The sequence below is a fragment of the Streptomyces sp. NPDC046866 genome (assembly GCF_040704625.1).
In the GTDB taxonomy this organism is placed as follows: domain Bacteria; phylum Actinomycetota; class Actinomycetes; order Streptomycetales; family Streptomycetaceae; genus Streptomyces.
The window spans coordinates 1-18,885 of record NZ_JBEYXN010000049.1; the positions used below are offsets into that span (position 1 = coordinate 1).

15 protein-coding genes are annotated in these 18,885 nt (G+C 75.2%); 4 read left to right on the forward strand and 11 right to left on the reverse strand.

Annotated elements, in window-relative coordinates; all coding sequences use genetic code 11:
- The 7 genes from AB0953_RS34595 to AB0953_RS34625 all read right to left on the reverse strand — a co-directional run.
- Positions 1–746: adenosylhomocysteinase (locus AB0953_RS34595; protein WP_366863575.1), on the reverse strand; the 746-nt coding region annotated here is incomplete at its 3' end.
- A gap of 270 nt (positions 747–1,016) precedes the next feature.
- Positions 1,017–1,940 carry a cation diffusion facilitator family transporter gene (locus AB0953_RS34600; RefSeq protein WP_366863577.1) on the reverse strand — a complete coding sequence of 308 codons (924 nt, stop codon included), beginning with the start codon at positions 1,938–1,940 and terminating at the stop codon, positions 1,017–1,019.
- A gap of 97 nt (positions 1,941–2,037) precedes the next feature.
- Positions 2,038–3,195, reverse strand: coding sequence for a mannose-6-phosphate isomerase, class I (gene manA, locus AB0953_RS34605; protein WP_366863578.1), 1,158 nt, complete (start codon positions 3,193–3,195; stop codon positions 2,038–2,040).
- A gap of 43 nt (positions 3,196–3,238) precedes the next feature.
- Positions 3,239–4,372 (reverse strand): SIS domain-containing protein, encoded by a 1,134-nt coding sequence (locus AB0953_RS34610; RefSeq protein WP_366863579.1) that lies wholly within the window; start codon positions 4,370–4,372, stop codon positions 3,239–3,241.
- Between the two features lie 1,053 nt (positions 4,373–5,425).
- Positions 5,426–5,611 (reverse strand): Trm112 family protein, encoded by a 186-nt coding sequence (locus AB0953_RS34615; RefSeq protein ID WP_366863580.1) that lies wholly within the window; start codon positions 5,609–5,611, stop codon positions 5,426–5,428.
- A gap of 156 nt (positions 5,612–5,767) precedes the next feature.
- The gene (locus AB0953_RS34620) at positions 5,768–7,141 is read right to left on the reverse strand and encodes a phosphomannomutase/phosphoglucomutase (RefSeq protein ID WP_366863581.1); all 1,374 of its coding nucleotides are present in this window, start codon (positions 7,139–7,141) and stop codon (positions 5,768–5,770) included.
- 81 nt (positions 7,142–7,222) lie between these two features.
- Complete coding sequence (locus tag AB0953_RS34625) at positions 7,223–7,600, reverse strand: DUF3499 domain-containing protein (protein ID WP_366863582.1); 378 nt, start codon at positions 7,598–7,600, stop codon at positions 7,223–7,225.
- A gap of 138 nt (positions 7,601–7,738) precedes the next feature.
- On the opposite strand from AB0953_RS34625, the gene AB0953_RS34630 reads away from it, so the two are divergent.
- Positions 7,739–8,239, forward strand: a complete 501-nt coding sequence (locus AB0953_RS34630) for a metallopeptidase family protein (protein WP_366863583.1) — start codon at positions 7,739–7,741, stop codon at positions 8,237–8,239.
- A 59-nt stretch (positions 8,240–8,298) separates the two neighbouring features.
- Here AB0953_RS34630 and AB0953_RS34635 read toward each other — a convergent pair whose 3' ends face one another.
- From AB0953_RS34635 to AB0953_RS34645, 3 genes are all read right to left on the reverse strand, one after another.
- Complete coding sequence (locus AB0953_RS34635; RefSeq protein WP_366863584.1) at positions 8,299–9,774, reverse strand: DUF5719 family protein; 1,476 nt, start codon at positions 9,772–9,774, stop codon at positions 8,299–8,301.
- A complete protein-coding gene (locus AB0953_RS34640) occupies positions 9,771–13,475 on the reverse strand; it encodes a glycosyltransferase (RefSeq protein ID WP_366863585.1) in 3,705 nt (1,234 codons plus the stop codon). Before AB0953_RS34640 ends, AB0953_RS34635 begins: the two co-directional genes overlap by 4 nt.
- Before the next feature lie 277 nt (positions 13,476–13,752).
- Positions 13,753–14,016, reverse strand: a complete 264-nt coding sequence (locus AB0953_RS34645; RefSeq protein ID WP_003983763.1) for a WhiB family transcriptional regulator — start codon at positions 14,014–14,016, stop codon at positions 13,753–13,755.
- A 638-nt stretch (positions 14,017–14,654) separates the two neighbouring features.
- Between AB0953_RS34645 and AB0953_RS34650 the strand changes: the two genes are divergently transcribed.
- From AB0953_RS34650 to AB0953_RS34660, 3 genes are all read left to right on the forward strand, one after another.
- Positions 14,655–15,206 carry a cysteine dioxygenase family protein gene (locus AB0953_RS34650; protein WP_366863586.1) on the forward strand — a complete coding sequence of 184 codons (552 nt, stop codon included), beginning with the start codon at positions 14,655–14,657 and terminating at the stop codon, positions 15,204–15,206.
- Between the two features lie 75 nt (positions 15,207–15,281).
- A complete protein-coding gene (cofD, locus tag AB0953_RS34655; protein ID WP_366863587.1) occupies positions 15,282–16,241 on the forward strand; it encodes a 2-phospho-L-lactate transferase in 960 nt (319 codons plus the stop codon).
- On the forward strand, positions 16,238–17,533 hold the full coding sequence (locus AB0953_RS34660; protein ID WP_366863588.1) for a coenzyme F420-0:L-glutamate ligase: 1,296 nt from the start codon (positions 16,238–16,240) through the stop codon (positions 17,531–17,533). The genes cofD and AB0953_RS34660 overlap by 4 nt, the downstream gene beginning before the upstream one ends.
- A gap of 24 nt (positions 17,534–17,557) precedes the next feature.
- Here AB0953_RS34660 and AB0953_RS34665 read toward each other — a convergent pair whose 3' ends face one another.
- A complete protein-coding gene (locus AB0953_RS34665; RefSeq protein WP_366863589.1) occupies positions 17,558–18,580 on the reverse strand; it encodes a DNA-3-methyladenine glycosylase 2 family protein in 1,023 nt (340 codons plus the stop codon).
- Positions 18,581–18,885 lie beyond the last annotated feature (305 nt).

Here is an 18,885-nt window from a genome sequence, read left to right on the forward strand (position 1 = left end):
TTGATGCCGTCGATCAGCGAGTGGCGGCAGCCGTACTTGTTGTCGAACTTCGACTTCGTCACCGCGTCGTTCACGTTGATCGCCGGGAACAGCAGCGTGCCCTCGGACATCATCTCGTACAGGCGGTGCACGCCCGTGGTGGTCTCCTCGGTGACACCGCGGATGTCGGACGCGAGCTGCGTCCACTTCTGCGGGGACTCGGCCAGGGTGCGGTTGAGGAGGGTGAGGATGTGGCCGTACTCCTCGGAGTCCGCGGTGGACGGGTCCGGGGCGGAGCCGGCCTTCTCGAACTCGACGCCCTTGTGGACGAGGAGGGTGGCGTCACCACCGTCGTCGAGGATCATGTTCGGGCCGCCGGTGGGGGTGTTCGGCCAGGTCAGCGCCTGCTCCGTGCACCACCAGTACTCCTCCAGCGTCTCGCCCTTCCAGGCGAAGACGGGGACGCCCTGCGGGTTCTCCGGGGTGCCGTTCGGGCCGACGGCGATGGCGGCGGCCGCGTGGTCCTGGGTGGAGAAGATGTTGCAGGAGGCCCAGCGGACCTCGGCGCCGAGCGCGACCAGCGTCTCGATCAGGACGGCGGTCTGGACGGTCATGTGCAGCGAGCCGGTGATGCGGGCGCCCGCCAGGGGCTGGGCCTCGGCGTACTCACGGCGGATCGACATCAGGCCCGGCATCTCGTGCTCGGCCAGGGTGATCTCCTTGCGGCCGAAAGCGGCAAGGGAAAGGTCTGCGACCTTGAAGTCCATGGGTGCTGCTCCTCATGGTTCGAGAGTGGGTACGGCTGAGCCGCGCATCGCCGTCCGGCGGTGCACCGAGCGCTCAGTCCGTCGGAGGCCCTCTCTCCCCTCGGCCGGTCGCTCGGACCGCCCGACCGCCATCAGCAGCGACGCCTGACACTGATGACGAATCTACACCGATCAGCGGAGCGGGCCCCAGGGGGTCGAGCAAGAAGTCCCGCCCTCCGCCTTGCGCGGCCGGGGCGGCGCCCCGGGGGCCCGGCCGCGCCGGGCACCGGGTCAGGAGGACGGGGGCGTCTTGTAGATGTCCGGCTCGAGGTAGATCACGCGGGCGATCGGGACCGCGGTGCGGATGCGGGCCTCGGCGGCGTCGATGGCCTTGGCGACCTCGGCCGCGGTGTCGTCGTGGTGGACGGCGATCTTCGCCGCGACGAGGAGTTCCTCCGGGCCCAGGTGGAGGGTGCGCATGTGGATGACCCGGGTCACGGTCTGCCCGTCGACCAGGGCGGCGCTGATCTTGGCGACCTCCTCCGGGCCCGCGGCCTCGCCCAGCAGGAGGGACTTGGTCTCCGCGGCCAGGACGATCGCGATCAGGATCAGCAGCGTGCCGATGGCCAGGGTGCCGATGCCGTCCCACACGCCGTTGCCGGTCAGCAGTGCGAGGCCGACGCCGATGAGGGCGAGGACGAGGCCGATCAGCGCGCCGGCGTCCTCCAGGAGGACCACCGGCAGCTCGGGGGCCTTGGCCCGCTTGATGAACTGCCCCCACGACAGTCCGCCCCGCAGCTCGTTGGACTCCTTGATGGCCGTCTTGAACGAGAAGCCCTCCGCGATGATCGCGAAGACCAGGACGCCGACGGGCCAGTACCAGGCCTCGATCTCGTGCGGGTGCTTGACCTTCTCGTAGCCCTCGTACAGGGCGAACATGCCGCCGACGGTGAAGAGCACGATGGAGACCAGGAAGGCGTAGATGTAGCGCTCCCGCCCGTACCCGAAGGGGTGTTGCGGCGTCGCCTCGCGCTGGGCCTTCTTGCCTCCGAGGAGCAGCAGCCCCTGGTTGCCGGAGTCCGCCAGCGAGTGGACGCTTTCCGCGAGCATCGACGACGAGCCGCTGAAGACGAAGGCCACGAACTTGGCTGCAGCGATGGCGAGGTTGGCGGAGAGTGCCGCCACGATCGCCCTGGTTCCGCCCGACGCGCTCATGGGTGGTGGGTGTCCCTTCCTCCTCGGTACGGCTCCCCGGCCGGGGCACCGTGCTACGGCCGCACATTCTTGCAGCCGCAGCCGGCGGCGCCGCCCGTCAGACGGCCACGGTGGCTCGGAAGACGGTGCCGGCCCCGGAGAGTTCGACGCTCTCGACCGCCGGTACGAAGACGGACTCGCCGGGCGCGAGGATCGTTTCGCCCGCCTTCGGGCGGCCGGCGGTGCACAGCAGGATCTGCGGGGCGCCGGCGGGCAGGGTGCGGGGGGCGGCTCCGTCGGCGAGGGCGTAGCGGGAGAGCCGGAACTCGTCGACGGGGGCCTCGTAGACCTCCTCGCCGTCCCCCTCGGGCCGCAGGATCGCGGGATCGCCGTGGTCGAAGCGGACGATCCGCAGCAGTTCGGGCACGTCCACGTGCTTGGGGGTGAGTCCGGCGCGCAGCACGTTGTCCGAGTTGGCGAGGAGTTCGACGCCGAGGCCATCGAGGTAGGCGTGCGGGACGCCGGCGCCGAGGAACATCGCCTCGCCGGGCTGGAGCCGCACGTGGTTGAGGAGCATGGCGGCGATGACGCCGGGGTCGCCGGGGAAGTGGTGGACGAGGGTGGCGTACGGGGTGTAGACGCCGCCGAGCCGGTCGATGGCGGCAGCGGCCTCGGCGACGGTACGGGCCATCTCGGCGCGGTCGGCGGTCAGTACGGCGGTGAGCATCTCGCGCAGGGCCGCTTCCTCGGGGTGGGCCCGCAGCAGGTCCACGTACGGCTTGAGGGAGTCGACCTCCAGGCCGGCGAGGAGTTCGGCGGCCTCCTGCGGCGGGCGGAAGCCGCACAGGCCGTCGAAGGGGGTGAGCGCGCAGATCATCTCCGGCTTGTGGTGGGGGTCCTTGTAGTTGCGGTGCGGGGCGTCGAGGGGGATGCCGCGGCGCTCCTCGTCGGCGTGGCCGGCGCGGGCCTGGTCCAGGTCGGGGTGGACCTGGAGGGAGAGCGGGGCGCCGGCGGCCAGGATCTTGAACAGGAAGGGCAGGCGGGGGCCGAACCTGGCGACGACGGCGGCCCCGAGCTCGCGCTCGGGGTCGGCGGCGATGACGTCCGCGAGGCTGGTCAGGCCGGCGCCGCGGTCGATGCGGGAGGGCGCGCCGGGGTGGGCTCCCATCCACAGTTCGGCCTGGGGTTCGCCGGTCGGCGCCGTGCCGAGGAGCCTGGGGATCGCGGTGGTGGATCCCCAGGCGTAGGGGCGGATCGTGTTCGTCAGGCGGTCCATCTTCGTCCGTCTTCCTGGATGAAGGGCCGGCACGGTCGTGTGCTCAGCCGTGTCCCCTGGTCGCCAGGGCCAGGTAGGCGGTGGCGAAGTCCGTGACGGCGAGGAGCTCGGCGAGCTGTTCGAGGTCGCTGCCCTCCTCGGGTTCGAGCTCGCTGATGGCCGTGTCGTGGCTGAGGGCGAGTTCGCGGGCGGCGGGGGCGGCGGTGAGACCGCCGATGGGCCGGTCGCGGAGCAGGACGACGCGGGCGCGCAGGGCCTGGGGCTCCTCGACCCGGTCACGGAAGAAGTCCTCGGGGTCGGCGCCGGCCGCGAAGGCGCCGGCGAGCAGGACGCCGTGCCGGGGCAGGGCCTCGGGGAGGTCGGCGGCCAGGGCGGGGCGGCCGGCGAGCTCGGCGAGGGTGGCGGCGAAGCGGCGGCCGGCGGGGCCGGCGCCGGCGCCTTCGCTCCAGATGAGCGGGAGGGAGTCGGCGAGCTCGGCGGCGAGGGTCTTGGCGGGGTTGGAGTAGGTGGCGATGGCCGGTCCGCAGCGCTCGGCGGTGCGGTCGAGGCGGTCGGCGACGCGCTGGAGGGTCTCGGGGGCGGCGTCGATGAGGCCGACCCTGTCGAGGAGCAGCAGGAGCGGGGTGAGCAGGGCCCACAGGGCGCCGGGGCCGGCGGCGGCGGATTCGTCGTACTCCTGGTACGGGGCCTTGGCCATCGGTACGAGGAGGCCGTGCGCGGCGGCGACGGCCTCGCCGAGCGGGGAGCGTTCGGGGGCGACGGCGACGACGGTGCAGCCGCGGCGGTAGGCCTGTTCGGCGAGGAGGGAGAGGCCGGGCTCGGTGCCGTCGGTGGTGGCGAGGAGCAGCAGGTCGACGGAGCCGGCCCAGCCGGGCAGGGTCCAGCGCAGGGCGCCCGCGGCATGGGCGACGCCGGTGGGGTGCAGGCGGGTGACCGGGGCGGAGGCGCCGGCGAGGGCGCCGAGCAGGTCGGCGACGCCGGTGGCGGCGGTGCCGGGGCCGGCGATGAGGACGGCGCGGGGCCGGCCGTCGGGGCGCAGGTCGCCGAGGCCGGCCTCGGAGGAGTGCCGGGCGGCGGTGCGGACTCTGGCGCCGGCCTCGGCGGCTCCGCGGAGCAGGCCGCGGCGGTCGGCGCGGGCGAGCTCTTCCGGTGCGTCGAGGAGCGTCTCGTCGAGCATGCGGGCCTCCGGCTGGGTCAGAAGGACGGGCGACTCGTGCCGTGTGCCTGCGGCGCGTTGGCATCAGTTGTACCCGGTGTTCCGGCGGGCATCCGGTGTTCCGGCGGGCCCGTGGACAGGCGTGTCCCGGCGGTTCGGTGGGCACCCGGTGTCCCGGGGGTCCGTGGGGCCCGCCGGGGCGGGGGGTCCCGGCGGCCCGTCAGGCCGGTGGGCCGGGGACCCTGTTCCCCGTATGCCCGGTGAACCGTGGGGCACCCAGTCTCCCGCATGGCCGGCGTACCGGGGAGCACCCGGTGTCCCGTGGGTCCGCGAAAACCCGGTGGCCCCTACCTGCCCTTGACCCCCGTGCGCCGTGGCTCCGAGGGCGCCCCGTGGCTCGAGGCACCCGAGGGCCCGTGGGAGGCTCCGGGGTCCGGGGCTCCGGGGGCACCCCATGGCCGCAGGCACCCGAGGGTCCGAGCCTCAGAGCCTCCGAGGCTCTGATGGCATCCGGTGACCGGTGGCTCCCGAAGCGCCCCCTGGCCCGTGGGTCCGAGGGAACCCCGTGGCCTGTGGGCCCCGAAGCCGCCTGGCCCGTGGGTCCCGAAGGCCCGTGGGTCCGAGGCATCTGTTGGCCCCTGGCTTCCGAAGCACCCCGCGGCCCGTGGGTCCGGGGGCACCGGGTGGCCCGGGGCTCCAGCGGTACCCCCTGGCCCGTGGCTCCCGAGGCACCCGTGACCCGTGGCTTCCGAGGCACCCCGTAGCCCGTGGGCCCGTGGGCCCGGGGCACTCGGCGGCCCGTAGGTCCCGAGGTACCCAGTGGCCCGTGGGTTCGGGACATCCCGTGGCCCTTGGCTTCCGGTGGGCCGGGGGGGGTGGAGGCACCCGACGGGGCGTGGCTCTTGAGGCACCCGGGGGCCGGGGGGCCTGAGGTGCGCTGTGGCCCGGGGCTTTGCGGGGGTTCGGCGGCCGGCGGGGGCCCGGTCCTGGGCGTCGTGGCGCGCGGGTCCGTGGCTCCGCGGGATCCGTCGGCCCGTGCCGGGGCGGGGCCGGCGGGGCGTTGCGGCTCGGGGGTCAGGACGGGCGGCGGGCCTCGTCCACGAGGAGGACCGGGATGCCGTCGCGGACCGGGTAGGCCAGGCCGCAGTCCTGACCGGTGCAGATCAGCTCGGGAGCCGTCTCGTCGGCCGACTTGTCCTCCAGGGGAGAGTGGCAGGCGGGGCAGGCGAGGATCTCCAGAAGGCCGGCTTCGAGCGGCATGGGGGCTTCCCTTCGAACATGCGGATGGGGCGAGGTCAGCGTACCGCCGGGCCGCGTCTCGCGCGGCCCGGCGGGCGGGGCGGGCGCGTTGCCCGCCGCCGGGCGTCCCTTTGGTGTCCCCCGGTGGCCGGGGGAGGAAGGTCCGGAGGGGGGCGCCTAGCCGCGGACCAGGGCGAGGACCTCGTCGCGGACCTTGGCCAGGGTCTGCGGGTCGCGGGCCTCGACGTTGAGCCGCAGCAGCGGCTCGGTGTTGGAGGCGCGCAGGTTGAACCACCAGTCGGAGGAGGTGGCGGTCAGGCCGTCCAGCTCGTCGAGGGCGATGCCCTCCTGGGTGCCGTACGCGGCCTTGACGGCGGTGATGCGGGCGGCCTGGTCGGCGACGGTGGAGTTGATCTCGCCGGAGCCGGCGTAGCGGTCGTAGGAGGCGACCAGCTCGGAGAGGGTGCCGTCCTGCCCCCCGAGGGCCGCGAGGACGTGGAGCGCGGCGAGCATGCCCGTGTCCGCGTTCCAGAAGTCCTTGAAGTAGTAGTGCGCGGAGTGCTCGCCGCCGAAGATGGCGCCGCAGCGGGCCATCTCCTCCTTGATGAAGGAGTGGCCGACGCGGGTGCGCACGGGCGTGCCGCCGTGCTCGCGGACCACCTCGGGGACGGACCAGGAGGTGATCAGGTTGTGGATCACGGTGCCGGTGCCGCCGTTGCGGGCCAGTTCGCGCGCGGCGACGAGCGCGGTCACGGCGGACGGGGAGACTCCCTCGCCGCGCTCGTCGACGACGAAGCAGCGGTCGGCGTCGCCGTCGAAGGCGAGGCCCAGGTCGGCGCCCTCCGCCCGCACGCGGGCCTGGAGGTCGACGAGGTTCTTCGGGTCGAGCGGGTTGGCCTCGTGGTGGGGGAAGGTGCCGTCGAGCTCGAAGTACATCGGTACGAGCTCCAGCGGCAGGCCGTCGAAGACGGTGGGGACGGTGTGGCCGCCCATGCCGTTGCCCGCGTCCACGACGACCTTCAGGGGGCGGATGCCGCTCAGGTCGACGAGGGACTTGAGGTGGGCGGCGTACCCGGCGAGGGTGTCCCGCCCGGTGATCGTGCCGGGGACGGTGGTGTCGGCGACGGCCGGGGCTCCGCCCAGGTCGGACCAGGTCTCGACGAGCTCGCGGATGGCGGCCAGGCCGGTGTCCTGGCCGACGGGGGCCGCGCCGGCGCGGCAGAGCTTGATGCCGTTGTACTGCGCCGGGTTGTGCGAGGCGGTGAACATCGCGCCGGGCAGGTCGAGGATGCCGGAGGCGTAGTACAGCTGGTCGGTGGAGCACAGGCCGATCAGGGTGACGTCCGAGCCGCGGGCGGCGGCGCCGCGCGCGAAGGCGCCGGACAGGGCGGGCGAGGAGGGCCGCATGTCGTGGCCGACGACGATCGCGGTGGCGCCGGTGACCTCGACGAAGGCGGCTCCGAACAGTTCGGCCAGCGACTCGTCCCACTCGTCCGGCACGACGCCCCGTACGTCGTACGCCTTGACGATGTTCGAAAGATCTGCGGCCACTGCCTGCCCTCCTGAAGCTCCTGTGCGGTGGAGCCAACCTACAGGGCAGGCGGAAGCGCCCTTCAGGGCGTCAGGCCCCGGTCAGGAGTCCGGCGAGCGCAGGACGCGCAGGTGCCCGCGCCGGGTCTCGCCGCCGGACCGCGGGGCGTTGGGGGCGGACCCGCCGGCCTCGGCCGCGCGGTCGTGCGGCCGGGCCGCCTCGCGTACGGCGTTGGCCAGCGCTTCGAGGTCGTCGCCGCTGGGGCGGGAGGGGGCCGACCCGTCGGTCAGCCGCACGACCTCCCAGCCGCGCGGGGCGGTCAGGCGCTCGGAGTGCTCGGCGCACAGGTCGTAGCAGTGGGGTTCGGCGTACGTGGCGAGCGGGCCGAGGACTGCGGTCGAATCGGCGTAGACGTACGTCAGTGTCGCGACGGCAGGGCGGCCGCACGCGGTGCGCGAACAGCGACGTACAAGGCTCACGACGTTGGACGGTACCGCACTCTTGACCGGGCCGCGACGACTCTCCCGCAGCTCACTCCCCCGTGTCGTCGCCGCGCCGGGGCCCGGCAGGTCCGGAAAGGCCCCGGTCGGAGCCTGTTCGGGGGCTACCCTGCGGGGGTGACCGACAGTCCTCCGCCGCCTCCTCCGCAGCTCCCGCCGCCGCCCGCGGCGCCGCCCGCCGGGCCGCCGGCCGAGCCCCGGTCCCGCCGGCGCGACCGGCACGGGCGGGGGATGCGGGGGCCGATCGCCCCGCCGCAGGTGCCGCTGGCGGCGAGCCGTGCGGAGCTCTTCGGCGACCTCGTGCGGGAGTCCGTGGAGCGGCTGGAGCGGCGCTGGCCGCAGCTGGCGGAGGTGGAGTTCCTGGTCGCGGACGTGCCGGGGCCGCCGGGCGGCCCGGACGCCGGGTGGAACGACGAGGCGGTGCCGCTCGGGGCGCTGTCGGAGGCGGCGGGGCCCGGGCGGCCGGCGCGGATCGTGGTGTTCCGGCGGCCGGTGGAGATCCGGACGAAGACCCGGGACGAGAAGGCGCTGCTCGTGCACGAGATCGTGGTGGAGCAGGTCGCGGAGCTGCTGGGGCTGTCCCCGGAGACGGTGGACCCGCGGTACGGGCAGGACTGACCGGCTCCGGTGAGCCGGCCGAGGCCCGGGCCGGGCCTGCGGCACCAGAGGCGCCGGTGCTACCGGGTGAGGACCGACAGGTCCTGGACCGCCCGCGGGACCGGGACGTTGCCCCGGTCGTCCGACAGCGTCTGCACGGTGAACATCGGGATGCCCTCGTGCGGCAGCGTCAGCGTCCGGGCCGCGTGGACCGGGCCGCCGGAGAGGGTCTCGACCGTCAGCGCGTAGGAGCCCTTGGCGCCGGCCGGGGCCAGGGTCACGAGCTGCGTGGTGCCCGCCTTGACCGTGACCTCCTTCGAGGCCGCCTCGCCCGCCTCCGTGCCCGCCGAGGCCGTCACCTTCACCTTGGCGTTTGCGCCCACGGCGGTCAGGGACAGCACCGTCGCGTTCTCGTCCGCCCGGTCGTCGGCGACGGTGGCCCGCGCCCCGACGGGGCCGGACGCGGCGATGAAGCCGAGCTCCTGCTTGGCGCCGGTGCCGCGGACCACGTGCAGCGCGGCCACCACCGGGACGGGCTTCTTCCGGTCGGCCGGGGCCAGCACCAGCGAGCCGGCCTCGCCGCGGGTCACGTCCTTGAGGTCGAGGGCGGCCGTCATGCCCGCCTTGACGTGCAGCTGCTCGTTGCCCGCCGGGCTGATGGACCCGTTCGGCCCGGCCAGTTTCACCGCCAGGTCGGCGTCCTCCTCGCCGGGGGCGAAGGCCACCAGCCGTACGGACGTGGCGTCCGCCGGGATCCCGGGCAGCACCAGCGAGCCGGCCGGGTCGGCGGAGGCGGGCAGCCAGTCCGCGCCGACGCCCTCCTCGCCGACCTGCACCGACGCGCCGACGCGGCCCGCGCGGGTGGTCACGTGCGCGGTGACGTCCGGGAGCTGCGCGCCGGGGGTCAGGGAGGCCAGCGAGACCGCCTTGGTGGAGCGGGGGTCGATCCGGATGTTCTCTCCGGTCCCCGCCTCGGACTTCACCGCGCCGTCCGGGCCGAACAGCTTGATGTCGATCACGGCCGCGGTGTCGTCGGGGTTGGTCAGGTGCACGTAGTCCTCGCGCCCCTTGGCGGTGCTCGCGCCGGGGAACCAGAAGTCGGTGCCGGGCGCGGTGCAGCCGACGCCGAGCAGTCCGCGGGCCCGGCCGACGGAGACCTTGGTGGTCTGCTGGGCGGTCCAGCCGGGGGCGAGGATCCCGTCGGCGGTGCCCGCGAGGCCCGGGGCCTCGGCTCCGGAGGCGCTCGCGCCGGCCGGCTTGCCGCGCTCCTTGAGCTCCAGGACGGGCTTGGCCTCCTTCGTCGCGCCGAGGAGGCGGGCCGTGCCCTTGCCGCCGCCGGGGGCGCCGGGGGTGATCGCCGTGTACGTGGTCTCGGCGATGTCGGAGGAGCTGGGCGCCGGGCACACCAGCGCGGACCGCTCGACCGGCATCCGGGCCGCGGCCGCCGGCCCTGCGGCGGTGGCCGGGGCGGCGGGCGCGGTGAGGTGGGCGATGCCGGCTGCCGCGGCCAGGGCCGCGGCGGCGGCCGCCAGCGTCAGGAATGCGCGCTGCTTCACTGCTGGGGGCTCCCGTCGGGACGCGGGTCGTGCTGCTGCTGTCCGTAGGTCTCGTACGGCTGCTGGTCGTACGGGTAGGGGTACTGGCCGTGGGGCTGGGGGTAGCCCTGCGGGTCGTGCGGGTACGGGTACTGCTCCGGGTCCGGGGCCTGCGCGGGGACGTACGGCTGCGCGGCGGGCTGCCCGTAGGCGTCGAAGCCGTCGTAGCCGTCGTGGCCGCCGTGGCCCTGGCCCGCGTACGCCGGCCCGCCCTCCTCCTGGCCGCCGTACACCGGGGCGCCGCCGTGGGCGGGGTAGCCGTCCTGGTAGGCGTACGCCTCCTCCCCGTACGAGGGCTGCGCCGGGATCCCCGCGTACGGGTCCGCGACGGCGCCCGCGCCCGCGTCCTCGGCGGCCGGGGCGGCGGCGGTGCCGGCCTCCGTGCGCAGGCGGCGGGCCCGGCGGCCCTCGCCGGCGGCGCCGGGTCCCGACCCGTCTGCGGACTCGGCCTCCTCCTCGGGCAGGTCGTCGTCGAGGCGGGCGCGGCGGCCCGGCAGGGCCATCACCAGCAGCACCAGTGCGAGGGCGCCCTGGGCCCAGTGCCAGGCGGTCCTGGGCAGGGAGTCCTCGTGGACGAGGTCGAGGCGGCCGCCGGCGGCGGGCAGTTCGAAGCCCTGCGCCCAGCCGTCGAGGGTCTTGGCCTTCAGCGGCTTCCCGTCGAGGGTGGCCTTCCAGCCGGGGGCGGCGCGGTCGGCGATGCGCAGGGTGCGGCCCGCGTCGCCGGCCGGGATCTTGGTGTGGGCCTCGACGGGGCCGGAGGCGACCGGCAGGGGTGCCTCGCCGGTCTTGCCGGAGAGGATGACGGCGCGGGCGACCTGGCGGTCCACGCGCCACAGGGCGCTGCCGTCGAGCTGGCTCATCCGGCTGAGGCCGGGGGTGGCGTCGAGGACGCGGTGCATCTGCCGGGGGGCGCCGTCGCGGACCAGGACGTAGCGGATGGCGAAGCCGCTGAGCTGGTCGGTCTGGTCGGCCCCGGAGCCGGCGACGAGGCTGGAGACGACCTTGTCGAGGCGGGGGCTGCTGCCGGCCTCGGCGGCGAGCTCGGCGTCGCCGAGGCCCGCGCCGGAGCCGCGCACGAGGGTGTAGGAGACGGTGGCGGGCGAGGTGCCGCCGAGGACGAGGGTGCGGGCCTGGTCGCGGGTGCCGCCCTCCTCGGCGACGAACGCGGGCACCTGGACCGGGTCGCGCCGCTGGAGCGGCCCGGCGGCGCCGCCGATCATCCAGCCGGCCGCGCCGAGCAGCGGTCCGGCGGCGGCCGCGAGGGCGATCAGGGCGGCCACCGGCTGGCGCCAGCCGAAGCTGCTGGCGGCGACGCGCTCCTTGGCCCCGTCGGCGCCGACCGCGGCGGCCGCGAGCAGGGCGAGCCCGTACACGAGGGTGGCGGGCCCGGCCCAGCCGGTGCGGTTCAGGACGACGGCCAGGGCGAGGGCGGCGAGGGCCGCGGCCCAGGCGGTGCGGACGGCGGCCTGCCGCTCGGCGCGCACCAGGGCGGCCAGGGCGGCGAGGACGATGCCGAGGAGCAGCAGCCCGCCGGGGGCCTTGGGGCCGCCGGGGCTCAGGCCGAGGAGGTCCAGGGCGGTGGCGGAGCCGGCTGCGGAGGGCAGTCCGGCCTCGTCGAGGAGCCGGCCGGGGTGCAGGAGGAGGCCGGGCGCCCAGGGGGCGAGGACGAGCAGGGGGACGGCAAGGGTGGCGAGCAGCCGCAGCCCGTACGCCTTCCACTCGGCGCGGCGCCGTACGAGCGCGGCGGTTCCGAGGACGGCTGCGAGCGGCCACACCACGGGGGCGAAGGCGGCGGCCAGGGTCAGCAGGAGGGTGTACGTCCACACGGCGCGCCAGGTGCCGCGCTGCTCGGGGGTGCCCTCGGGGCCGCCCGCGAGGCCGAAGGCGGCGACGGCGGAGCGGGCCAGCAGCGGCAGCAGGATCGCGAGGACGGCGGTGCCGAGGCGGCCTGCGGCGAGGGCTCCGGTGACGGCGGGCAGGAAGGCGTAGGCGATGGCGGCCCAGGCGCGCAGCAGCCGGGATTCGACCAGCGGCCGGGAGGCGAAGTAGGCGGTGAGTCCGGCGAGCGGGACGGAGCAGACGAGGAGCAGGGTCAGGGCGGCGGCGGTGGAGCCGAACAGGAGGGTGGACAGGGCGCCGAGGACGGCGAGGTAGGGCGGGGCCGCGGCGGTGGAGCCGGTGCCGACGGGCTGCCAGTCCTCGGTGTAGCGGTGCCACAGGTCGAGTCCGCTGTCGGGGGCGGGCAGCAGGGCGCCGCCCATGAGGCTGCCGCCGCCGAGCAGGCCGCGGCAGGCGATGACGGAGACCAGCAGCAGGAGGGCGAACAGGACGGGCGCGGGGTTGCGGGCGATCCGCTTCAGGCGGGCGAACTGCTCGATCTCGAGGTAGTCGGCGTCGTCGCCGCCGGGGCCGGATTCGACGGCTCCGCCGTGCCGGCCGAGGGCGGGCGCGTCGGTGTCGCGGCCGCTGCCGACGTATCCGGCGAGCTGTTCGGCGCCGGCGCGCAGGGTGGCTCCGGGCGGCGGGAAGAGGGGGCGCAGTTCCTTGGCGGGGACGGCGGGGCGGCCGCGGCGGCGGCGGGCGGCGAGGATGCGCTCGGGGCGCAGCAGGACGGCGAGGAGGCCGGTGATCTCGTCGACGGCCTGGCCGGGGGCCTTGCCGATGAGGTAGCCGAGGGTGCGCAGCACGGTGCCGAGGAGGAGGCGCAGCAGGACGTACGGCAGGGCGCGTCCGGGGCTGTTGGCGAGCATCGTGTAGACGGCGCCGGCCTTGTCCACGCGGTGCGGGCCGACGGCGGTGCGGCCGGCGCAGTCGACGGTGCGGCGTTCGCGGGCGGCGGCCTCGGCGTGGCGCAGGACGGCGTCGGGGGCGACGAGGACGCTGTGGCCGGCGCTCTGGGCGCGCCAGCACAGGTCGACGTCGTCGCGCATGAGGGGCAGGCGGCGGTCGAAGCCGCCGAGGGCGTCGTAGACGTCGCGGCGCACGAGCATGCCGGCGGTGGAGACGGACAGGACGCCGCGGACCTGGTCGTGCTGGCCCTGGTCCTGCTCGCGGCGGTCGAGGCCGGTCCAGCGGCGGCCGCTGCGGGCGATGGTGACGCCGGCTTCGAGGAGCTGCTTGTTGTCGTACCAGCCGCGCAGTTTGGGGCCGATGACGGCGGCGTCGGGGTTGTCCTCGGCCACGCGCAGGAGTTCGGTGAGGGCGTCGGGCTCGGGGGCGCTGTCGTCGTGGAGCAGCCAGAGCCACTGGACGGGTTCGCCGTGCGGGAGTTCGGGGAGGTCGTAGGTGTCGTCGCGCCAGGTGCGGCTGACGGGGTCCCAGCCGCTGGGGCGCTTGAGGTAGGGCAGGTCCTCGACGGTGGGGGTGCCGGCGTTGCGGGCGGCTTCGTCGACGGCGGCGCCGAAGCCGGTGCGGCGGGCGAGGTGCAGGACGCGGTCGTCGCCGAGGGCCTCGGCGAGCAGGCGCGCGGAGTCGTCGGCGCTGCCGGTGTCGGCGGCGATGTGGTTCTGCGCGGGGCGTTCCTGGCCGAGGAGGCCGGCGAGGGTCCGGGGCAGCCAGCGGGCGCCGTCGTGGGCGACGAGGACCGCGGTGACGACGTGCCGGGGGAACTCGGGGGTGGCGGCAGCCTGGTAGGAGGCCGTCGACTGGCTGTGCAGGGACATCGCTCTACTGGCCCTCCGGCCTGGGGGTCCCCCCGGGCGGCGCCGGGGGAGGGTCCGGGGGTGGTGTGCCCTCGGAGGCTGCTGGACAGCGCCCCACACTAACGGCTGGGAACACGCCGGTCCGCCTCCTGCGGGGAAGGTGCAGGAGGCGGACCGTGTGTGTGCTCGTGGAGTTGTGCGCAGTGCTCGCGTTGCGGTTCCGGTTCGGTGCGCGGGCCGGTTCCGTCCGGTGCGCGGTCGGGTGCGCGCTCCGGTTGCGGTCCGGTACGGGTCCCGGTCAGACGGCGGCCTTTTTCAGGCGGCGGCGCTCACGCTCGGACAGGCCGCCCCAGATGCCGAAGCGCTCGTCGTTGGCGAGGGCGTACTCGAGGCATTCGGACCGGACTTCGCAGGCGAGGCAGACCTTCTTGGCCTCGCGGGTGGAGCCGCCCTTCTCGGGAAAGAAGGACTCGGGGTCGGTCTGGGCGCACAGCGCGCGCTCCTGCCATCCGAGCTCTTCGTCCGCTTCCTCGACCAGCAGTTCCTGAAACAGCTCGGTCATGTGCGCCCCTCGCTCTGTCTGTGCATCCCCGTGGTGGTGCCGTCACTCATTGCTACGTAACGACACGAGTGAAATTACAAGTGTGCGGCTCCAGCGCAGTCAAGCCGGGATCTGCTATTGGGGCCCTTATTCACTCTGCGGAACCAAGGCTATGCAGAAAGTGTTCATATCGCCAAAAATCGTGACAGTTGCCACGGGTCCTGCCGCGGCCGCGCTCACTCGCGATCGACGCGACGCCCGCAGACGTGGTTGCGATCAAGCCGAAGAAGCGGCGCAGATCACATTCCGGTCACGAGTTGGGCCATCGGGTTTGAAACACGGTGGAGTGCGGCTTGCAGCGGCACATCCCCGGTGGCGGAGTGCACAAACCTTTCTCCGCACGGGTTAACCGGATCAGGTGGAACTTTCCCCCCAAACCGGCCGTTGGGTTGACAGTCCGGCCCCATACCCGCTCTCCTTGTTCCCATGTCAGTGACCGCAGCCACCACCCGGACCCCCATTCGTGGGTTCCTGTGCGCTGCCCAGGTTCGCTGTTGCTGTTGCTGCTGTTGATGCCTTCGGAGCCCCTCGGCTCCCCTGAGCTCCGGCTACCCCCACAGCGACCGCCGAACCACTGACATCCGTCGAGGACCCCCACGATGAGCAACCCCACCGCAGCCGTCCCCGCGCCCACCGCCGCGACCGCCCCGACGGCCACGGAGAGTGACCTCCAGATCGCCGGCGACATCCTCGCCGTCCAGCACCTCCTCCAGCCCGCCCGCGAACACCCCGTGACCGTCGCCGAGTTCGCCGGCCTCGCCCGCTCCATCGCCGAGGACCGCGCGAGCTGGCAGCACCTCGTCCGCTACGACGCCACCACCCGCTGGTACCACCGGCTGCGCACCGGGCCCGGCTACGAGGTCTGGCTGCTCAGCTGGGTCCCCGGACAGGGCAGCGGCCTGCACGACCACGGCGCCTCCTCCGGCGTCCTGACCGTCCTCGAGGGCGAGCTCACCGAGCACGGCCCCCGCGGCCCGCTCGCCCTCGGCGCCGGCGCCCAGCGCGTCTTCGCCCCCGGCTACGCCCACGAGGTCGTCAACGACACCCTCGACGGCGCCGTCAGCCTCCACGTGTACTTCCCCGGCCTCACCGAGATGCCGATGCACAACTGCTCCCCGGCCCGACCCGAGGCCGAGGCCCTCTCCGTCTGACCGCCCACCGCCCGACGCTCCCGTCGCCCGACCACCACCCCTCAGGCGACCGCGCGAGGCTGACAGACTGTCCGCATGCGCATTGTTGTTCTGGCCGGCGGCATCGGCGGCGCCCGTTTCCTGCGCGGACTGAAGTCCGCGGCACCCGACGCGGACATCACGGTCATCGGCAACACCGGTGACGACATCCACCTGTTCGGGCTGAAGGTCTGCCCCGACCTCGACACCGTGATGTACACCCTCGGCGGCGGCATCAACGAGGAGCAGGGCTGGGGGCGTGCCGAGGAGTCCTTCACCGTCAAGGACGAGCTCGCGGCGTACGGGGTCGGACCCACCTGGTTCGGCCTCGGCGACCGCGACTTCGCCACCCACATCGTCCGTACCCAGATGCTCGGCGCCGGCTACCCGCTCAGCGCCGTCACCGAAGCCCTCTGCGACCGCTGGCAGCCCGGAGTGCGGCTGCTGCCCATGTCCGACGACCGCGTCGAGACCCACGTCGCCATCACCGACTCCGGCACCGGCGAGCGCCGCGTCGTCCACTTCCAGGAGTACTGGGTCCGGCTGCGGGCCTCCGTCGACGCCGAGGCCGTCGTGCCCGTCGGCGCCGAGCAGGCCAAGCCCGCGCCCGGGGTGCTCGAAGCCGTCGCCGCGGCCGACGTCATCCTCTTCCCGCCGTCCAACCCGGTGGTCTCCGTCGGCACGATCCTGGCCGTGCCCGGCATCCGCGAGGCCATCGCCTCCGCCGCGGCCCCCGTCGTCGGCCTCTCCCCCATCGTCGGCGGCGCCCCCGTGCGCGGCATGGCCGACAAGGTCCTCGCCGCCGTCGGCGTGGAGTCCACCGCCGCGGCCGTGGCCCGGCACTACGGCGCCGACCTCCTCGACGGCTGGCTCGTCGACACCGCCGACGCGGACGCCGCCGCCGAGGTCGAGGCCGCCGGGATCGCCTGCCGGGCCGTGCCCCTGATGATGACCGACCTCGAGGCGACCGCCGCCATGGCCCGGGAGGCCCTGGCCCTCGCGGAGGCCTCCCGGTGAGCGTTCCCTCGTACGAGGTACGCGCCGTCGCCGGGATCCCGGAGGTCCGCCCCGGCGACGACCTGGCCCGGCTCATCGCGGACGCCGAGCCGGACCTCCGCGACGGGGACGTCCTGCTGGTCACCTCGAAGATCGTCTCCAAGGCCGAGGGCCGCATCGTACGGGCCGACTCGCGCGAGGAGGCCATAGACGCCGAGACCGTCCGGGTCGTCGCGCGCCGCGGCCCGCTGCGGATCGTCGAGAACCGGCAGGGCCTGGTCATGGCCGCGGCCGGCGTCGACGCCTCCAACACCGAGCCCGGGACCGTCCTGCTGCTCCCCGAGGACCCCGACGCCTCGGCCGCCGCGATCCGCGCCCGGCTGCGGGAGCTGCGCTCCGTGGACGTGGGCGTCGTCGTCACCGACACCTTCGGGCGGCCCTGGCGCGCCGGGCTGACGGACGTGGCCATCGGCGCCGCCGGCATCCGCGTCCTGGACGACCTGCGCGGCGGCACCGACGCGCACGGCAACCCGCTCGGCGCGACCGTCGTCGCCACCGCCGACGAACTGGCCGCCGCCGGCGACCTGGTCAAGGGCAAGGCCGCCGGGCTGCCCGTGGCGGTCGTACGGGGGCTCGGGCACCTGCTCGGCGAGGGCTCCTCGGCCGCCGAGCTGGTGCGGCCGGCCGCCGAGGACCTGTTCCGCCTCGGCACCTCCGAGGCGGTGCGCGAGGCCGTCACCCAGCGCCGCACGGTACGGGCCTTCACCGCCGAGCCGGTGGATTCCGGCGCGGTGCGGCGGGCCGTCGCCGCGGCCGTCACCGCCCCCGCCCCGCACCACACCACGCCGTGGCGGTTCGTCCTGCTGGAGTCCGCGGCGGCGCGGCGGGAGCTGCTGGACGCGATGCGGGACGCCTGGATCGAGGACCTGCGGCGCGACGGCAGGTCCGAGGAGTCCATCGCCAAGCGGATCCGGCGCGGGGACGTGCTCCGCAATGCCCCGTACCTGGTGGTGCCGTGCATGGTCACCGACGGCGCCCACCACTACGGGCACGCCCGGCGGGACGCGGCCGAGCGGGAGATGTTCGTCGTCGCCACCGGCGCCGGCGTGCAGAACTTCCTGGTCGCGCTGGCCGGGGAGGGGCTGGGCTCGGCGTGGGTGTCCTCGACGATGTTCTGCCGGGACGTGGTGCGCAAGGTGCTCGGGCTCCCGGAGGGCTGGGACCCGATGGGCGCCGTGGCCGTCGGGCATCCCGCGGAGCCGCCGCGGGAGCGGCCGGAGCGGACGGCGGAGCCGTTCATCGAGGTGCGCTGAGGCCGGCCGCCCACCGGACCGGGGTCACAGCCGACCGATGTCGCTGCGGTACATCTTCGGCGCGCGGCGCGGCGGTGTGCGGCCGGCCAGGAGGATCAGGCGGGCCGCGCGGTGGCGCTGGCCGGCATACGGCGCGAGCAGTTCCAGCATGGCCGCATCGTCGGCGTCCCGGTCGCCGGCGAGGGCGAAGCCGATGATGCCGGGCAGGTGCAGGTCGCCGGTGGTGACGGCGTCGGGGTCGCCGTTGGTGCGCTGGAGGGTCTCGGAGGAGGTCCACGGGCCGATGCCGGGGACGGCCTCCAGCCGGGCGGCGGCCTGCCCGGGCGGCATCGCGGCGGCCTCCTCCAGCCGGGCGGCGACGCGGGCGGCCCGGACGATGGTGGCCGACCGCTTGGCGTCGACGCCGGCCTTGTGCCAGTCCCAGGACGGGATCATGGCCCAGGCCCGGGCGTCGGGCATCACGCGCAGCCCCGGCCCGTACGGGCCGGGCGCCGGCTCGCCGTGCCACTGCACCAGGCGGCGCCAGGCCCGGTACGCCTCGTCGGAGGTGACCTTCTGCTCCAGGACGGTCGGGATCAGCGACTCCAGGACCAGGGCGGTCCGGGTCAGGCGCAGGCCGGGGCGGCTGCGGTGGCTGGCGTGCACGAGGCGGTGGCGGGGGACGAAGGCGGCCGGGTCGTCGCCGGCCCCGAGCAGCGCCGGCAGCCCGTCCAGGACCCACTCGGCCCCCGGGCCCCAGGCCTCGGCGTACACGTGCCCGGCGGCGCGGTCGGCCGCGACGCGGAGCGTGGCGGGCCCCTGCGGTGTCCGGGTGCCGCGCCAGACGGAGCCGTCGGCCGTGATCCGGAACGTGGGGTCCCCGGGGCCGCGCCGCAGCGGCCCGAGGGTGAGCCCCAGGTCGAGGGCCCCCTCGGGCACCCACACCCGTACGAGCCCCCCGCCCGGGCGGGAGCCCGAGCCGGGGCGGGAGCCCGAGCCTGCGGCGGGCACGTCGGCCCGGCCGCCCCGCACCGCGGTACGGGAAAGAGGATCGAAGCGCCCGGCCATGCCTTGAGCGTATCCCCGGGGCGGGGGCGGGCCCGGTGCGGGCCGCCCTCTCCCCCTCGAGGGGCCGGGGGCGCGCCCGTGGCTGCCCACCCGCCACCTGGCAGGCGGGTCGGCGCTCGGCGGCACCGGCGCGGACCGGACACGGACAGCCGGCCCGGCAGCGACAAGGCCGGGATCCCAGCCGAACGGCATCAGGGAGGGTATGGGGGCTTCCCGTCAGTCTCATCGTCCTTCCGTGTCGGGCCGGCCTGTCAAGGGCGCTCCCTGCGGTCGCGTCGCTACGCGATCGCCTCCGGCGACCCTTG

Coding starts and splice junctions, on each gene's coding strand:
- AB0953_RS34615 (WP_366863580.1), bottom strand. CDS start 5,611: ATGCCGCTCGAAGCCGGCCTTCTGGAGATCCTCGCCTGCCCCGCCTGC.
- AB0953_RS34665 (WP_366863589.1), bottom strand. CDS start 18,580: ATGGCCGGGCGCTTCGATCCTCTTTCCCGTACCGCGGTGCGGGGCGGC.
- cofD (WP_366863587.1), top strand. CDS start 15,282: ATGCGCATTGTTGTTCTGGCCGGCGGCATCGGCGGCGCCCGTTTCCTG.
- AB0953_RS34645 (WP_003983763.1), bottom strand. CDS start 14,016: ATGACCGAGCTGTTTCAGGAACTGCTGGTCGAGGAAGCGGACGAAGAG.
- AB0953_RS34640 (WP_366863585.1), bottom strand. CDS start 13,475: ATGTCCCTGCACAGCCAGTCGACGGCCTCCTACCAGGCTGCCGCCACC.
- AB0953_RS34610 (WP_366863579.1), bottom strand. CDS start 4,372: ATGCTCGACGAGACGCTCCTCGACGCACCGGAAGAGCTCGCCCGCGCC.
- AB0953_RS34650 (WP_366863586.1), top strand. CDS start 14,655: ATGAGCAACCCCACCGCAGCCGTCCCCGCGCCCACCGCCGCGACCGCC.
- manA (WP_366863578.1), bottom strand. CDS start 3,195: ATGGACCGCCTGACGAACACGATCCGCCCCTACGCCTGGGGATCCACC.
- AB0953_RS34600 (WP_366863577.1), bottom strand. CDS start 1,940: ATGAGCGCGTCGGGCGGAACCAGGGCGATCGTGGCGGCACTCTCCGCC.